Consider the following 14839-nt stretch of genomic DNA (forward strand, 5'->3'; position numbering starts at 1 on the left):
CGGCTCGACGCCGATGACCTTCACCTTCGGGCGCACGGCCTTGATGTAGGCCGCGACCCCGGCGATGAAACCGCCGCCGCCCACCGGCACGAACACCGCATCGAGCGGGCCCGGGTGCTGGCGCAGGATCTCCATACCGACCGTGCCCTGCCCGGCGATCACATCCGGGTCATCGTAAGGGTGTACGAAAGTCATGCCGCGCTCGGCGGCCTGGCGCTGTGCCTCCTCGTAGGCCTCGTCGTAGGTGTCGCCGTGCAGCAGGATGCGGCCGCCCAGGCGCCTTACCGCCTCGACCTTGATGCTCGGGGTGGTACGCGGCATGACGATCAGCGATTTGATGTCGGCACGGTTCGCGGCCAGCGCCAAACCCTGGGCGTGGTTGCCGGCCGAGGCGCAGATCACGCCGCGCGCACGCTGCGCAGCGCCCAGCTTCGCCACCTTGTTGTAGGCGCCGCGCAGTTTGAAGGAATGCACCGGCTGCAGGTCCTCGCGCTTGAGCAGCACGGTGCAGCCCAGGCGCTCGGACAGCAGCGGCGCCACCTCCAGCGGCGTCTGGATGGCGACGTCGTAGACCGACGCCGACTCGATGCGTTTGCGGTAGGTGCTCATGGCGCCGGCGTATCTTATTATGTTCGCCCGAAATCCACAGTAACGGACATGCCGCACTCCATAGGCTTCATCGGCGGAGGCAACATGGCGGCCAGCCTGATCGGCGGGCTGCTGGCCGACGGCCTGCCACGCGAGTACCTCCATGTCGCCGAGCCGGACCCGGAGCGCCAGCAGTTCCTGGCGGCGCGCTTCGGGCTGCGCGCCGAGGCGGGCACGACGCTGGCCGCGACTGCCGACATCCTGGTGCTGGCGGTCAAGCCGCAGGTCATCCAGGCCGTGGCGCGCGAGCTGGCCCCGGCACTTGCGACGCACAAGCCGCTGGTGATCTCCATCGCCGCGGGTATCCGCACGGCGGATCTCTCGCGCTGGCTCGGCGGCTACACCGCCATCGTGCGCGCCATGCCGAATACCCCCGCGCTGATCCAGGCCGGCGCCACCGGGCTGTATGCGATGCCAGCGATCACACCGGCACAGAGGGCCGCGGCCGAGTCGGTGCTGCGCGCCGTCGGACTGACCTGCTGGGTGGATGAGGAGCGCCTGATCGACGGCATCACTGCGCTGTCGGGCAGCGGCCCGGCCTACTTCTTCCTGCTGATGGAGGCCCTGCAAGAAGCCGGACACCGGCTCGGCCTCGACAGCGAGACCGCACGCCTGCTGACCCTGCAGACCGCCTTCGGCGCCTCCAAAATGGCGCTGGAAAGCAGCGAGCCGCCCGGCACGCTGCGCGCGCGCGTGACCTCGCCCGGTGGTACCACCGAACAGGCGCTGAAGACCTTCATCGAAGGCAGGCTGCCGGAGCTGGTCGAGCAGGCGCTCAAGGCCGCGGCGCGGCGTGCCGAGGAGCTGGCGCGCGAATTCGGAAAGGACCGCCCATGAACTTTGGCCTCGAGAATCCGCTGATCTTCCTGATCGACACTCTCTTCGGGCTGTACGTGCTGGTGCTGATCCTGCGTTTCATCCTGCAGGCGGTACACGCCGACTTCTACAACCCGCTGTCGCAATTCGTCTGGCGGGTCACCAACCAGCCGGTCGGTCTGCTGCAGCGCGCGCTGCCGCGCTGGCAAAGTTATGACTTCGCGGCGCTGGCGCTGGCGCTGGCGCTGGTAGCGCTCAACCTCTGGATCGACCTCAGCCTGGTCGGCGCGCGCATCGCGCCGCTGACCCTGCTGCTCTGGTCCCTGCTGAAGCTCGTCGCTTTCACCCTGAACCTGTATTTCTTTTCCATCCTGATTCAGACCATCATGAGCTGGGTCAACCCCGGCATGCCGAGCCCGGCCAGCGCCGTGCTGTGGAGCATCAATGAGCCGCTGCTCAAGCCGGTCCGCAACCTGCTGCCGCCGATCGGCGGACTCGACCTGTCACCGCTGGTGGTGCTGATCGCCATCCAGGTGCTGCTGCGCAGCCTGCCGGCCCTGCCCGGCCTGCTGTGAGCGCCGCCACCGTCCCCATGGCCACCGCCCCCTTCCCGCCCGACTCGGTCGGACTGGTGCAGCCCCAGACGCTGCACGTGGACCAGCCACTGGCCTTGGACTGCGGCAAAACGCTGCCGCAGTACGACCTGGTCTATGAGACCTACGGCCGGCTCAACGCCGACCGCAGCAACGCCATCCTGGTCTGTCATGCGCTGTCGGGCGATCACCACGTCGCCGGTTACCACTCGCCGGAGGACCGCAAGCCCGGCTGGTGGGACGATTTCATCGGCCCCGGCAAGCCGATGGACACCAATCGCTTCTTCGTGGTCGGGATGAACAATCCCGGCGGCTGCAAGGGCTCCACGGGTCCCAACAGCCCCAACCCGGCCACCGGCAGACAGTACGGCCCCGACTTTCCCATCGTCACCGTGCGCGATTGGGTACGCGCACAGGCGGTACTGCAGGGGCACCTGGGCATCGGGCAGTGGGCGGTCGTCATCGGCGGCAGCCTGGGTGCGATGCAGGCCATGCAGTGGGCGATCGACTTCCCCGACGCCATCCGCCACGCCATCGTGATCGCGGCGGCGCCGCGGTTGTCGGCACAGAACATTGCCTTCAACGAGATCGCGCGCCAGGCCATCCTCTCGGACCCGGATTTCCACGAAGGGCGCTACTACGATCACGGCGTGGTGCCACGCCGCGGGCTCATGCTGGCGCGCATGCTCGGTCACATCACCTACCTGTCCGATGACGCCATGCGCGCCAAGTTCGGCCGCGACCTGCGCGAGGGCAAGATCAACTACAACTACGACGTCGAATTCCAGGTCGAGAGTTACCTGCGCCACCAGGGTCAGTCGTTCGTGGATCGCTTCGACGCCAACACCTACCTGCTGATGACCAAGGCACTGGATTACTTCGACCCAGCGCGCGAATTCGACAACGACCTCGCATGCGCCTTCCGCCAGGCACGTGCGAAGTTCCTGGTGATGTCCTTCAGCAGCGACTGGCGCTTCTCGCCGGCACGCTCGCGCGAGATCGTCAAGGCGCTGGTGGATGCCAAACGCGACGTCAGCTACGCCGAGATCGGCTCGCAGCTGGGCCACGACGACTTCCTCATGACCATTCCGCATTACGTGCAGACGCTGGGCAGCTATCTGGAACGCGTAGCCCGGGAGTGTGGCGTATGAACACGGCCGCTGCGGAACAGGCCGCGCTGCGACCGGATTACGCCATCATCTGCGAGTGGATCCGGCCGGGCGCGCACGTGCTCGACCTGGGTTGCGGCGACGGCACCCTGCTGCACTACCTGCAGGCCACGCGCGGGGTCACCGGCTACGGCATCGAGATCGACCCGGACGAGGTGGTGGGCTGTATCCGCAAGGGCGTCAACGTGATCCAGGCCGACCTCGACGCCGGTCTGGCGCAGTTCGAGAACGATTCCTTCGACTACGTGGTCATGAGCGAGGCGCTGCAGGTGGTGCAGCGGCCGGACCTGCTGATGGACGAGATCCTGCGCGTCGGCCACGAGTGCATCGTCACCTTCCCCAACTTCGGTCACTGGCGCAGCCGGCTGGCCATCGGCCTGCACGGCCGCATGCCGGTGTCGCCGGCGCTGCCGGCGCAGTGGTACGACACGCCCAATATCCACCTGTGCACGGTGCGGGATTTCGAGGATCTATGCCGGAAGAAGGGCATCACCGTGATCCGGCGCAGCGTGGTCGACCACGTGCATCGCAGCACGCTCGGCATGCGCCTGTTCCCCAACCTGCTGGGCGAGATCGCGCTGTACCAGCTGCGCCGCAATGGCAAATCAGAAACGCGCAAGCGACAGACAGGATCACAGGATGCGCAGGCTTGACAGGCCGGAAAGCATGTTCTTCCCCAGGGGAAAATCGTCTCCCCCCGTTAACCCTGCAGATCCTGTCGATCCTGTCCATTTCTTATGGGCCGCCATCGCCATGATGCTGGCGCTGGGGGCGGCGCCGGTACAAGCCGAGCAGAAGCAGGACTTCGGCGACTACCGGGTGCACTACAGCGCCCAGAACAGCACGGACCTGAACCTGGAGGTCGCGCGCCGGTACGGCATCGTGCGCGATCCGCGCCTGGCGCTGGTCATGCTCACCGTGCAGCAGGCCGGCGGCGAACCTGTCGCGGCGACCGTGCGCGGCGAGGCGCGCAATCTGCTGGGCCAGAAACAGCCGCTGGAGATGCGCGAAGTCCGCGAAGGCAAGAGCATCTACTACCTGGGCCTGTTTGCCATCAGCCATCGGGAGACCCAGGCCTTCGACTTCGAGATCCATCCCGCAGGTTCGACGGCGGTCTTTCGCCTGCGTTTCAGCCAGCAGTTTTTCGTCGATTAGGGAAACTGCGCATCATCCGGTCCGCTGACCGAGAACCTCCAGCTTCAGGCGGATGAAGTCGGCGTGTGTCAGATGCAAAAGGTCGGCGAAGCGGCGCATCAGGTGCTCCTCGTGGCGGTCCAGACGGCCATCGGCATAGGCCACCTGCCACAGCATCTTCAGAACGGCCAGCTTCTCCGGATACTCCAGGCCGGTATTGATGTCGTCGAGGAAAGCATGCAACGACACCGACCGGTCGGCCGTACGCTCGGCCGACGTGAGTAGCGCCTGCACCGCCTCTGCGTCGAGGCCGAAACGCGTCTGTAGCTCGCGGCGCAAGGCTTCGCGCTCCGGGCCGGGATGCTCGGCATCGGCGCGCGCCATCTCCACCAGCAGCACCGCCGCTGCCAGCCGGATCGCTTGCTCGTCACGCTCCCGGTCATCGCTCGCATGGCGCGCATTACGCAACAGCCCATGCAGGCGCTGCCAGGCGCCGGTGATCTGCCGTTTCAATTCTTTTGCCTGCCTTTGACCAGGTAGCGTCCACGCGAGAACTCGCCGAAATACTGGTCGAGGTCCGGGTGGCGGATGGGCGTGCCCTCGAGATCATGCTCGAGGTTGCGCTCCGCGACGTAGGTCTCGTGGCTGGCGCCGTCCACCAGCACCCGGTACCAGGGCTGGTCCTTGGGCGGCCGGCTGGGCGCCATCTGCTCGTACCACTCGTCGCTGCCATTGAAAGTCATGTCAACGTCGACCACCACGCCACGATAGTCAAACAGCATGTGGTGCACCAATTCGCCTACGCAGAACCTGGCGCGCGACTGGGGGGGTCTGGATCTGGTCATCCGACGCAACCCGGGAGACGGCAACTGCGCTCAGCATACGCCGCTGCCGGCGGCGCCGCTATTCGGAGGTGAAACGAATGTCACCGTACCAGGCGCGGCCACGGCCGGCGCTGTCATCGCAGTCGGTCATCAGGGCGACACCGTCGATTTGCCTGGCCTCGATACCGAACTGCTCGCGAAAATCCCGGCGCAAATCGCGCAGCTCTTCACGCCACTGGGCATCCGGGCCGCTGCGCAGCGCCAGCATCATCGCCTGCCCGGTATAGGCATTGGGCCAGGCGCTGCCGACCGGCCTGCCGCTGGCCCAGACGTAGTTGAGGGCACGCGTGCGCCAGAGCAGCGCGCCGCCGTCGATCACCACATACAGGCGGGCCAGATAGTCGTCGCCCTGCTTGCGGGTCTCGTCCAGGCCGCGATAGGCACCCTCGACGCGCCAGGACCAGCGCAGCATCGGTGTGCGCACAAGGTCTACGCGCAGGCGGCGGTACAAGGCCGAGGCGGCGTTCTCGCACGTGGCCTGCAGCACGCGCCGGTCGCCCAGCTCGACGATGCGGTAGTCGGTCGGCCGGTTGAACACCTTGGCTTCCCAGCCCTGCAGATCCCCGGCCGAGAACCGCCCTACCCACAGCGTCTCGGCCCCGAGCGGCAGGGGCAGCAGAATCAGGCTGAGGATCGCCAGCGCATGCGCACGCACGCGCATCAGACCCCTCGAGCGGCCGGCAGTTCGCGCCAGCGCTCGCGCAGGACCGGGGTCACGATGCTGCGCAGATCGCCGAGCCGGCCATGGAAGAAATGCCCGGTGCCGTCGAGCAGCCGCAGATCCACCGGCGGGGCCTGACCCTGCACGCGTGCCACGGTCTTTTGGCAGTCCACCACGTCATCGTCGCGCCCGTGGATCAGCAGCCACGGACAGCCGGGCGTCGGTATGGCATCGCCAAAGGCATACAGCGCGGGCGCCACCGTCACCAGCTGCTCGGGCCGCCGTTGCGCGGCCGCACGCACCGCCACCATGCCGCCGAAAGAAAACCCCAGCCACGCCCAGTGCCGTAGCGCCAGCGCCTGCAACCCCCAGTCCAGCACCGCCAGCGCATCCTCGGTTTCGCCCTCGCCCTGGTCGAAATGGCCCTCGCTGCGGCCCACGCCGCGAAAATTGAAGCGCAGGCTGGCAAGACCGGCCTCGGTGCCGCAGCGCGCCAGAGTGGTCACGACCTTGTTGTCCAGGGTGCCGCCGTACAACGGGTGTGGATGACAGACCACGGCCAGGCCACGCGGTCCGGCCGGGTTTGCGGGCATGGCCAGGACAGCTTCGATGGCACCGGCGGGCCCGTGCAGCACGAGCGCGGCACTCTGCCCGGCAGCCGGCAGCGCCGTCATGCGCTTCTCAGCCCGGCAGCGGCTTGCCGTCGGCCAGCGCCAGCAGGCCGCGCACGTGCCGGTAGATCCACCAGATCGCCAGCACCAGCCAGATGACGAAGCCGATGCCGATGATGAAGGTCAGGCCAGCCAGCACGAACCACAGCAGCCCCCACCAGAAGGTATGGATCATCCAGCGGTGATGCGTAGCCCAGGTCGGCGAGGCCTCGTCGCGTTTCACGTAGTTGATGACAACCGCCGCGACATTGAGCAGGTAAACGGTGAGCGGGCCGAGCAGATGCAGCAGATAGGCGATCAGGGCGAGGTTCTTCTCGCTCAAACCACCGGCCGGGCTGGCCGGGAGAGGTTCATTCATGCAGGTCCTCCGTTCAGACTTCCGACCAGCTCGAGCGGCGCCGCGCACGACCCAGCAGCAGGCCGATGATCAGGCCGACCACGAAGATGCCGGCGCCGGTCTTCAGGCCGTCGCGCCAGCTGCCCAGGGTCTGGTTCTCGTGCATCAGGCGTTCGCGCTCGGTCTCCAGGCTCAGGATACGTTCGCGCAGCTGCTGATTCTCGCGGTCGATCAGCGGTGCGTTCATGGCCTCGTTGCGCAGCCGGTCCAGCTCCAGCCGCAGGCGTGCATTCTCCTCGCGCAGCGCGGCTTCCGCCGGTGCCACGGGCGCGACGTTCGCCTCCGCAGGTGGTGCGTGCGGTACAGATGGCGGGGATTCGGCCCAGGCGGGCGTCAGGACGAGGACGAACAGTAGCGGCAGTCGCTTCACGAGCAACGGTCCCTGCAGGCGTGGAGGTGCCACCGATTGTAAGGTTTAGCGGTCCTCCAGCGCCACGGCATCGGCGGCCTGGCGGGTCAGCACGCCCAGTTCGTCCCAGGGCATGTCGCGGTACAGCTGAATGTCGCGGCCGCCGAAGAACGGGTATTTGACGATATCGAAATAGGGCGAGTAGTCGAAATCCCGTGGCACGATCAGCCGTGTGTCACGGCGGTAGAAACGGTAGGTGCTGCCGGGCCCGCGGTGGATCACCGGCAGGATGGGAAAGCGCACGCGCGCGAAAGATTCGGCAATCAGGGTCGAACAGACCGCGCGCGTGATCTCGCCGGGATGCGCCTCGAACAGTGTGGAACGCCAGCGGCGCGGCATCAGGCCATACGGGAACATAAAACGCAGCAGGTCGAACACCTGGCGCATGTTGTAAGGCATGCCGACACGCGAGAGCATGTACTCGGTCACCGTGCGCGCGTCTTCGGGCAGCAGGTCGCGCGGACGGCAGATGCGCAGGTGGTAGCGGGCGTATTTCTCGATCGGCACGATCAGCGTCCCCTGTCCCATCTCGGATTCCACGAGGAGCTGCTGCTCAGGCGCCCAGTCGCGCTGCTCGATGAGGCGCTGACGCAGGGCCTCGTCCGGCAGGTCGCGCAGGCGACCCACGTACATCGCGGCGTGGCTCCAGCTGCTGAGCGTGACCGCCTGAATGACACCGGACAGGAGCGATCGGCCTTCGACCAGAATCACGTCCGCCGGCCGTACCTGCTCGCACAGCAGGCCGAAGTCGTTCAGCGGCATCCCGGGCGGACGCACGTCGCGCGTGCCCCACTCGATCAGCTGCTTGACGAGTCTGCGGTTAAGCCGTTCGAGTGGTTCCCACACGTGTGTTCGCCTTTTCCGTTCGCTGTGCAGGGGCTGATGAGCCAGGCTTTATAATCTCCCAGCCGCTTTCCGACTGCCAATCCTGTGCCGCCATCGATGAGCCTCATCGACATTGGCGCCAACCTGGCGCACGACAGTTTTGACGCCGATCGAGATGCCGTGCTGGTCCGCGCCCGCCAGGCGGGCGTGTCCGCGATCATCGTCACCGGCAGCGACCTGGACAGCGCACGCAAGGCCGTAGCGCTCGCCCGCGCCCATGCGGGCTTCCTGTATGCCACGGCCGGCCAGCATCCGCATCACGCCGGCAGCCTCGACGACGATACGCTGCATGCCTTGCACGAGACCGCGCTGGCGCCGCAGGTGGTCGCCACCGGCGAGATGGGGCTCGATTTTTTCCGCGACTTCGCGCCGCGCCCGGCGCAGGAGCGCGCCTTCCAGCGTCAACTGGAGATGGCGGTCGCGGTCGGCAAGCCGGTGTTCCTGCACCAGCGCGACGCCCATGCGCGTTTCCTGCCGATCCTCTGCGAGCAGCTGGACCGTTTGCCGGCCGCCGTGGTGCATTGTTTTACGGGCACGCGCGAGGAACTCTACGATTATCTTGATGTCGGACTCCATGTTGGCATTACGGGCTGGATCTGCGACGAACGCCGTGGCCAGCACCTGCTGGACTGTGTGCGTGACATTCCCCTGGACCGGCTGATGCTGGAGACCGATGCACCCTACCTGCTACCCCGCAACCTGCAGCCGAAGCCCGCCAGCCGCCGTAACGAACCGGCCTACCTGCCCGCCGTGCTGGCCACCGTGGCGCAGGCGCTCGGCCGGCCGGCGGCGGAGGTTGCCGCCGCCACCACGGCCACGGCCCGGCGCTTCTTCCGCCTGGCTTGAAAAACCGCATTTTCAGGCCGGATTCAGGCCGGCCGTGGAGCCCGGCAGACGGGCCGTTCCACGCTCAGCGCCCCGGGGTTCCCGACCGGCTGGAAATATGCAGCCAATCTCGCTACTGTTTAGGCAGAGGAGCGATAACTAAAAGAGGTGTGTTTATGTCGACCATGCGGAGCGCAACGGCCCTTGCGGCCATTATCCTGAGCTTCGTCAGCGGGCTTGCGCTGGCGAAGGTGTCCCCCGAAGAGGCCGAGCGGCTGAAAAACGACCTCATGCCGCTGGGCGGCGAGCGGGCCGGCAATGCTGACGGCAGCATCCCGGCCTGGGATGGGGGTCGGGTTCCAATACCGGCCGACTTCAAGGGCGACGGCCACATGCTCGTGAATCCCTTCCCGGACGACAAGCCCTTGTACACCATCACCAAGGCCAATCTCGATCAGTACAAGAGCAAGCTCTCGCCCGGGCACATCGCGATGTTCGGGAAATATCCGGACTACAAGATGCACGTCTATCCGACCCGCCGCACGGCATCGGCGCCGGATTTCGTGTACGAAGCGACTTACAAGAACGCCCTCACCGCCGAGCTCGGCTCCAATGGCGAAGCCCTGCTGAATGCCGTGACTGGCATCCCCTTCCCGATTCCCAAGAGCGGCAAGGAGCCGATCTGGAACCACAAGGTGCGTTACCGCGGCCTCGGCGGCACCCGCTACAACGTGCAGGCGGCGGTGCAGGCCAACGGCAGCTTCACGCCGGCGGTGCTGCGCGAGGACGCGCGCTTCCACTACAACTACCCGAACATCAAGCCGGAAGACCTCAACAACATCATCATTTACTTCTTCCAGCTGCAGACCGCGCCTGCGCGCGTGGCCGGCACCATCACGCTGGTGCACGAGACCATGGACCAGGTCAAGGAAACCCGGCGCGCCTGGCTGTACAACCCCGGCCAGCGTCGCCTGCGGCGTGCGCCGAACGTGGCCTACGACAACCCCGGCAATGCCTCGGACGGCCTGCGCACCAACGACCAGCTGGACATGTTCAACGGCGCGATGGACCGCTATGACTGGAAGATCATCGGCAAGCAGGAACTGATCGTCCCGTACAACGCCTACGAGCTGCGTAACCAGAAGTACAAGTACACCGACATCTGCAAGGCCGGCCACATCAACCAGGACCTCGCCCGCTACGAGCTGCACCGCGTCTGGGTGGTCGAGGCGAATCAGCGCGAAGGCACCCGCCATATCTACAAGAAGCGCATCTCCTACATCGACGAAGACTCCTGGTCGATGCTGGTCACCGCCCTGTACGACCAGCGTGACCAGCTGTGGCGCTTCCAGGAAGGCCACGTACTGTCCGCCTACCACAAGCCCTTCCTCGCCATGGGCGTCGAGACGGTCTACGACCTGCTCAACAACCGCTACCTGGCGCTGGGCATGAGCAACGAGCACCCGGAGGCCTTCGAGAAGGAATTCCCGGTCGAGTACTTCGACCCCGCCAACGTGATCAAGCAAGCGCAGAAGTGACCGCGCGCGAAGCGCGCGTTGTCATCCCCGCGAGAGCGGGGATACCGCAAGAGAAAGGGCGCCTCGGCGCCCTTTCTCGTTATGCTCTTCTAGTGACGTGTGCAGGAACAAGAGCGACAGAAAGAGAAGCACCGCAGTACTGCATGCAGTACTGCATGCTGCGGCCGCCAGCGATATTCCGTCACTGATAGCGACGTGACTGGAACAGGTCGTAAGCGGTCTGGTAGTAGGCCGTTGCCAGCTCGATCAGTGGCAGATCCGGTGGGATCGGCGTGTAGATGTCGCGCTCCTTCTTCGGGCGGGTCATGTCCTGGTGGTGCCGCACGCTCTGCGCCTCGCCCTGCAGGCCGAGGATGGCCAGTTCGCCACTGCGATAGAGCGCGATCTTGTAGTTGTGGTTGAACGGCAGGATACGTGCACCACCGGTCCAGTTCAGCACATCTTCTCCGAAGAATGGCGCTTCGTAGGCAAAGCCCAGCAGACCCAGCACGGTGGGCGCGATATCGATCTGGCTGGTCAGTGTCTCTATCCGACGCGGCCGGAGATGCGCGGGCGCATACAACAGGATCGGGATCTCATAACTATAGAGTGGGATCTGCGCAGCGCCATACACCCGCGCCCCATGATCGCCCACGATCACGAACAGAGTCTGCGGGAACCAGGGCCGCGTCCGCGCCATGCGCATGAACTTGCCCAGTGCGTAATCCGCATAGCGGATGCCGGCCTGCCGGCCGCCGCCCTCGGACAGCACCGGCGCATCCGCGGGAAAGGTGAACGGTGGGTGGTTGGACGTGGTCATCACAATCGAGAAAAACGGGCGCCCCTCGGCGGTACGTCGATCGAAGTAAGCCAGCGCATGCGTGAACAGATCCTCGTCGCTCACGCCCCAGATGTTGGCGAACTTCGGTGTCGCGATATCGGCACGGTCGCTGATGGCAAAGCCGTTGCCGGAAAAATACGCATTCATGTTGTCGAAATAGCCGTAGCCACCATACAGGAAGCTGGTGTGATAGCCCTGCTTCTGCATGACCTCGCCCCAGGTGGTGATATCAGCATTGCCCTCGCGCTTGAGGATGGATTCGCTCGGGATGGGCGGGAGGGAGGCGCTGATCGCCTCAAGGCCGCGTACCGTGCGCGTCCCGGTGGCGTAGGCGTTGGCGAACAGGACACCGTCCCTGGCCAGGGCATCGAACTCCGGTGTGAGCCCGCGGCGGTCACCGTAGGCGCCGATATACTCGGCGCCAAAGGATTCTTCGACGACCACCACGACGTTGAGCGCACCCAGCCCGTTGCGTCGTGCCGCGTAGCGGCGTGTGATGCGGCCCTGCGGCAGGTGCGTGAAGCGTCCGTGCCGCTGGGACAGGTGTGCGGCGAGCAGACCCAGCATCCGTTCAGGGTCACCGGTACGATAGAACGCATGGTAATCGATGTGTCGTGTGCGAGCCGCCTCGATGAAGCGGCTGATGCCGTTCGCCGCCAACTCGCCGGCTACGCGGTTGTCGGCGCCAGTCAACGCCGGCGACTGGTAGAAACCGGCAGCAAGTCCCAGCAGCAGCGCATGCACCGCCAGGCCCGGCAGCCGTGCGCGCCGCGCCCGGCCCTCGGTGCGACCCAGCACGCGCCAGAGCAGCGCCAACGCGAGCGCCGCGACGACGGCGACCCCCAGGCTGGCGGCACCGACCGGATATGAGGCCTCGATGTTACCGATCACCTCCTTGGGATGCACCAGGTAATCGACCGCCACCAGGTTGAAGCGCGAGCTGAACTCCTCGAAGAAGAAATACTCGGCCGCCGCCACGTACAGAATGGCGAACAGGAACAGGTAGGCGCCGGCCGCCTTCAGCGCGCGGTAGGCGCGTGAGTCCCGCGCCAGGTAACCGAACAGCAGCGCCAGCAGGGCAAAAGGCGCCAACAGGTACAGCGCCTGGACCGCGTCATTGACCGCGCCGGCCGCGAGAATCGTCGGCAGCTGCGCCGCCGTCACGCCAGCCTCGCGCCCGAAACAAAGCCACAGCACCAGGCGGCTCAACAGGCCCACCGCGAGATAGACCGCCGCCAGCCACAGCAGGCTGCGATGAGACTGCGTCAGTGCACGAACCACCCGCATCTGAGGAAACTCCCGCTTGCCGGCACGGGAGTATCCGCAGTACGACGTCAGAAAAACGTCAACGGGCGATCAAGTCTCCGTCAACGGCCGGGCACACCGTTTCGGAACCACACCGTAAAGCGTGCGCCCTGGCCGGGCACGCTGGCCACCGTGATGCGCCAGTCCAGGCGGTCGCAGATGCGGCTGACCAGATCCAGGCCCCGACCGCTACCGCGACTGCCCGTGCCGCGGTAATGACGCTCGAAGATGCGCGGCAGATCGACGGAATCGATGCCGCGCCCGGTATCCTCGACCATCAGGAACTGCGGTGTCAGGACCAGACGGACCTGCCCCTGCTGGGTATGATCGAGTGCGTTCTGCAGCAGGTTGGCGGTGACGATCTCCAGAAGCTCGGGCGCCACCGGCAGATGCACCGGTTCCGCCAGATCGATCTGCAGGTCCACCGGCCGGCCCGTATGCACCTGCCGGTAAGCATCGGCCAGCTCGGCCAACACCCGGTCGGCCTGGCATCCGACCCCCTCGGACTCCGCCGGGACACCGGGCTCACGCGCCAGGAACAGCAGGGCACGGGCCAGACGCGTCATTTGCTGACTGGCGCGCTGGATCCGACGCAGCGGCTGGCGCAGGTTCTCGGCCAGCTGGGGCTCGGCCAGCAGCAGCTCGGCCGCGCTGTTGATCACTGCCAGCGGGGTGCGCAGCTCATGGCTCGCATCCTGGGTGAAGGCATGCTCGCGCCCGATGAAGTCCTGCAGACGTTGCAGAAAACGGTCGAAGGCGCACGCGATCACTTCCACCTCCATGCCGACGAACTCCTCCGCCAGCGGTGCCTGCGGCCGGCCGGGTTCGATCTGGCTCAGGCGCTCGGCGAGTTCAGTGACCGGCGCGATCAGACGATGTGACAGCAGGTATCCGACCCACACGGCGATCGTACTGGCCAGCAGAACGCCCAGCACCAGAAACAGCGCAAAACGATGCTCTCGCCGCTCGATGTGGGATATGTCGAGTGCGATATACAGCCGCTTGTCACCCATCATGCGGTTCAGCACATGATAGGGACGGCCTTCGATATCGACGTCGTGGTGCATACCCGGGCTCAGCGACCACAGCGTCGCGGGCAGAGCCTGCGGCCCTTGCGGGTCGACCAGCCAGCTGCGCATTTGGGTCGAGTAGGGCAAGGGCAGCTGCCGGTCCTGCTGGTAGCGTTCCTGGAACTCCTGGAATTCGAGTTCCAGCGTTTCGTCCAGCAGCTGGCTTTCCAGCCGGTCGTTGACGTAAAAAACCGCCAGCGCGAACAGGCCGCTGCTGATGCCAACGAACAGCAGCAGCGTCAGGGTGATGCGGTAGCGCAGGCTACGGCGTCGCATCCGGGACGGCTAGACGATAGCCGGTGCTGTGCAGGGTATGCAGAAGCTTGACCGGAAACGGCTTGTCGATGGCACTGCGCAGGGCGTAAATGTGCGCGCGCAGCGCGTCGCTGTCCGGTGGATCGTCGCCCCACAGCGTCTGCTCGATCTGGCGCCGGCTGACAACACGCGGCGACTCGCGCATCAGCAGCGCCAGCAGCTTCAGGCTGGTTGGCGTCAGCTCGATCCGCCGGCCCGCTCGCTGCACCTCGAGAGTGTCCAGATCCAGAATCAGATCGGCGACCTGCAGCCGGTTATCCAACGCGTGACGGGTACGCCGGACCAGGGCCTGCAGGCGCGCCTCCAGTTCCTCGAGCAAGAACGGCTTGACCAGGTAATCGTCCGCGCCCGACTCGAAGCCCTGCAGCTTGTCCCCGAGCGTGTCGCGCGCCGTCAGCATCAGCACCGGCGTATTGCGCCGTGCCTCCTTGCGCAGCTTGTGGCACAGCGCGAGTCCGTCCATACCCGGCAGCATGACGTCTAGGATGATGGCGTCGTACTCGTTGACCACCGCCAGGTGCAGGCCGGTCACGCCGTCCCCGGCGCTGTCCATCACGTGCCCGCGTGCCTGCAGATACTCGCAAATGTTGGCGGCGAGATCGACGTTGTCCTCGATCAGGAGTATGTGCATGCGGACTGCGTTCGGCCTGACGGCGCGCCGACGGTCAGTCCGTCACCGCGCCGCGGCTCGCGCTGCTC

18 protein-coding genes are annotated in these 14839 nt (G+C 66.0%); 7 read left to right on the forward strand and 11 right to left on the reverse strand.

The window, feature by feature from the left end; genetic code table 11:
* Positions 1–609: pyridoxal-phosphate dependent enzyme (locus VNJ47_03885; GenBank protein ID HXG27973.1), on the reverse strand; the 609-nt coding region annotated here is incomplete at its 3' end.
* A gap of 48 nt (positions 610–657) precedes the next feature.
* Here VNJ47_03885 and proC point away from each other — a divergent pair.
* The 5 genes from proC to VNJ47_03910 all read left to right on the forward strand — a co-directional run bounded on the left by proC (position 658) and on the right by VNJ47_03910 (position 4381).
* Positions 658–1485, forward strand: coding sequence for a pyrroline-5-carboxylate reductase (gene proC, locus VNJ47_03890; GenBank protein ID HXG27974.1), 828 nt, complete (start codon positions 658–660; stop codon positions 1483–1485).
* A complete protein-coding gene (locus VNJ47_03895; GenBank protein ID HXG27975.1) occupies positions 1482–2039 on the forward strand; it encodes a YggT family protein in 558 nt (185 codons plus the stop codon). Before proC ends, VNJ47_03895 begins: the two co-directional genes overlap by 4 nt.
* A 17-nt stretch (positions 2040–2056) precedes the next feature.
* A complete protein-coding gene (locus tag VNJ47_03900) occupies positions 2057–3208 on the forward strand; it encodes a homoserine O-acetyltransferase (GenBank protein ID HXG27976.1) in 1152 nt (383 codons plus the stop codon).
* A 26-nt stretch (positions 3209–3234) separates the two neighbouring features.
* Positions 3235–3879: a methionine biosynthesis protein MetW gene (gene metW / locus VNJ47_03905; protein ID HXG27977.1), complete on the forward strand. Its 645-nt coding sequence runs from the start codon at positions 3235–3237 to the stop codon at positions 3877–3879.
* A 100-nt stretch (positions 3880–3979) separates the two neighbouring features.
* Positions 3980–4381: a DUF4426 domain-containing protein gene (locus VNJ47_03910; protein HXG27978.1), complete on the forward strand. Its 402-nt coding sequence runs from the start codon at positions 3980–3982 to the stop codon at positions 4379–4381.
* Between the two features lie 12 nt (positions 4382–4393).
* Here VNJ47_03910 and VNJ47_03915 read toward each other — a convergent pair whose 3' ends face one another.
* The 7 genes from VNJ47_03915 to VNJ47_03945 form a co-directional block, all read right to left on the reverse strand.
* On the reverse strand, positions 4394–4873 hold the full coding sequence (locus VNJ47_03915) for a TerB family tellurite resistance protein (protein ID HXG27979.1): 480 nt from the start codon (positions 4871–4873) through the stop codon (positions 4394–4396).
* Positions 4870–5205, reverse strand: a complete 336-nt coding sequence (hspQ, locus tag VNJ47_03920) for a heat shock protein HspQ (protein ID HXG27980.1) — start codon at positions 5203–5205, stop codon at positions 4870–4872. Before hspQ ends, VNJ47_03915 begins: the two co-directional genes overlap by 4 nt.
* Before the next feature lie 58 nt (positions 5206–5263).
* Complete coding sequence (locus VNJ47_03925; protein HXG27981.1) at positions 5264–5905, reverse strand: DUF3047 domain-containing protein; 642 nt, start codon at positions 5903–5905, stop codon at positions 5264–5266.
* A complete protein-coding gene (locus tag VNJ47_03930; protein HXG27982.1) occupies positions 5905–6579 on the reverse strand; it encodes an alpha/beta fold hydrolase in 675 nt (224 codons plus the stop codon). The genes VNJ47_03925 and VNJ47_03930 overlap by 1 nt, the downstream gene beginning before the upstream one ends.
* A 7-nt stretch (positions 6580–6586) precedes the next feature.
* Entirely contained in the window at positions 6587–6934 is a 348-nt protein-coding gene (locus VNJ47_03935) for a hypothetical protein (protein ID HXG27983.1), read from the reverse strand.
* 13 nt (positions 6935–6947) lie between these two features.
* Complete coding sequence (locus VNJ47_03940; protein ID HXG27984.1) at positions 6948–7238, reverse strand: hypothetical protein; 291 nt, start codon at positions 7236–7238, stop codon at positions 6948–6950.
* Between the two features lie 150 nt (positions 7239–7388).
* Positions 7389–8228: a YiiX/YebB-like N1pC/P60 family cysteine hydrolase gene (locus VNJ47_03945; GenBank protein ID HXG27985.1), complete on the reverse strand. Its 840-nt coding sequence runs from the start codon at positions 8226–8228 to the stop codon at positions 7389–7391.
* Positions 8229–8324: 96 nt separating this feature from the next.
* Here VNJ47_03945 and VNJ47_03950 point away from each other — a divergent pair, with 96 nt between their 5' ends.
* Entirely contained in the window at positions 8325–9113 is a 789-nt protein-coding gene (locus tag VNJ47_03950) for a TatD family hydrolase (GenBank protein HXG27986.1), read from the forward strand.
* Between the two features lie 155 nt (positions 9114–9268).
* Positions 9269–10630, forward strand: coding sequence for a DUF1329 domain-containing protein (locus tag VNJ47_03955; protein HXG27987.1), 1362 nt, complete (start codon positions 9269–9271; stop codon positions 10628–10630).
* 181 nt (positions 10631–10811) lie between these two features.
* On the opposite strand, the gene VNJ47_03960 is transcribed toward VNJ47_03955, so the two are convergent.
* The 3 genes from VNJ47_03960 to VNJ47_03970 all read right to left on the reverse strand — a co-directional run bounded on the left by VNJ47_03960 (position 10812) and on the right by VNJ47_03970 (position 14771).
* Complete coding sequence (locus VNJ47_03960) at positions 10812–12737, reverse strand: LTA synthase family protein (GenBank protein HXG27988.1); 1926 nt, start codon at positions 12735–12737, stop codon at positions 10812–10814.
* 80 nt (positions 12738–12817) lie between these two features.
* Positions 12818–14101, reverse strand: coding sequence for a HAMP domain-containing sensor histidine kinase (locus tag VNJ47_03965; protein HXG27989.1), 1284 nt, complete (start codon positions 14099–14101; stop codon positions 12818–12820).
* The gene (locus tag VNJ47_03970) at positions 14088–14771 is read right to left on the reverse strand and encodes a response regulator transcription factor (GenBank protein HXG27990.1); all 684 of its coding nucleotides are present in this window, start codon (positions 14769–14771) and stop codon (positions 14088–14090) included. The genes VNJ47_03965 and VNJ47_03970 overlap by 14 nt, the downstream gene beginning before the upstream one ends.
* Positions 14772–14839: the final 68 nt, after the last annotated feature.

The organism is Nevskiales bacterium (genome assembly GCA_035574475.1).
In the GTDB taxonomy this organism is placed as follows: domain Bacteria; phylum Pseudomonadota; class Gammaproteobacteria; order Nevskiales; family DATLYR01; genus DATLYR01.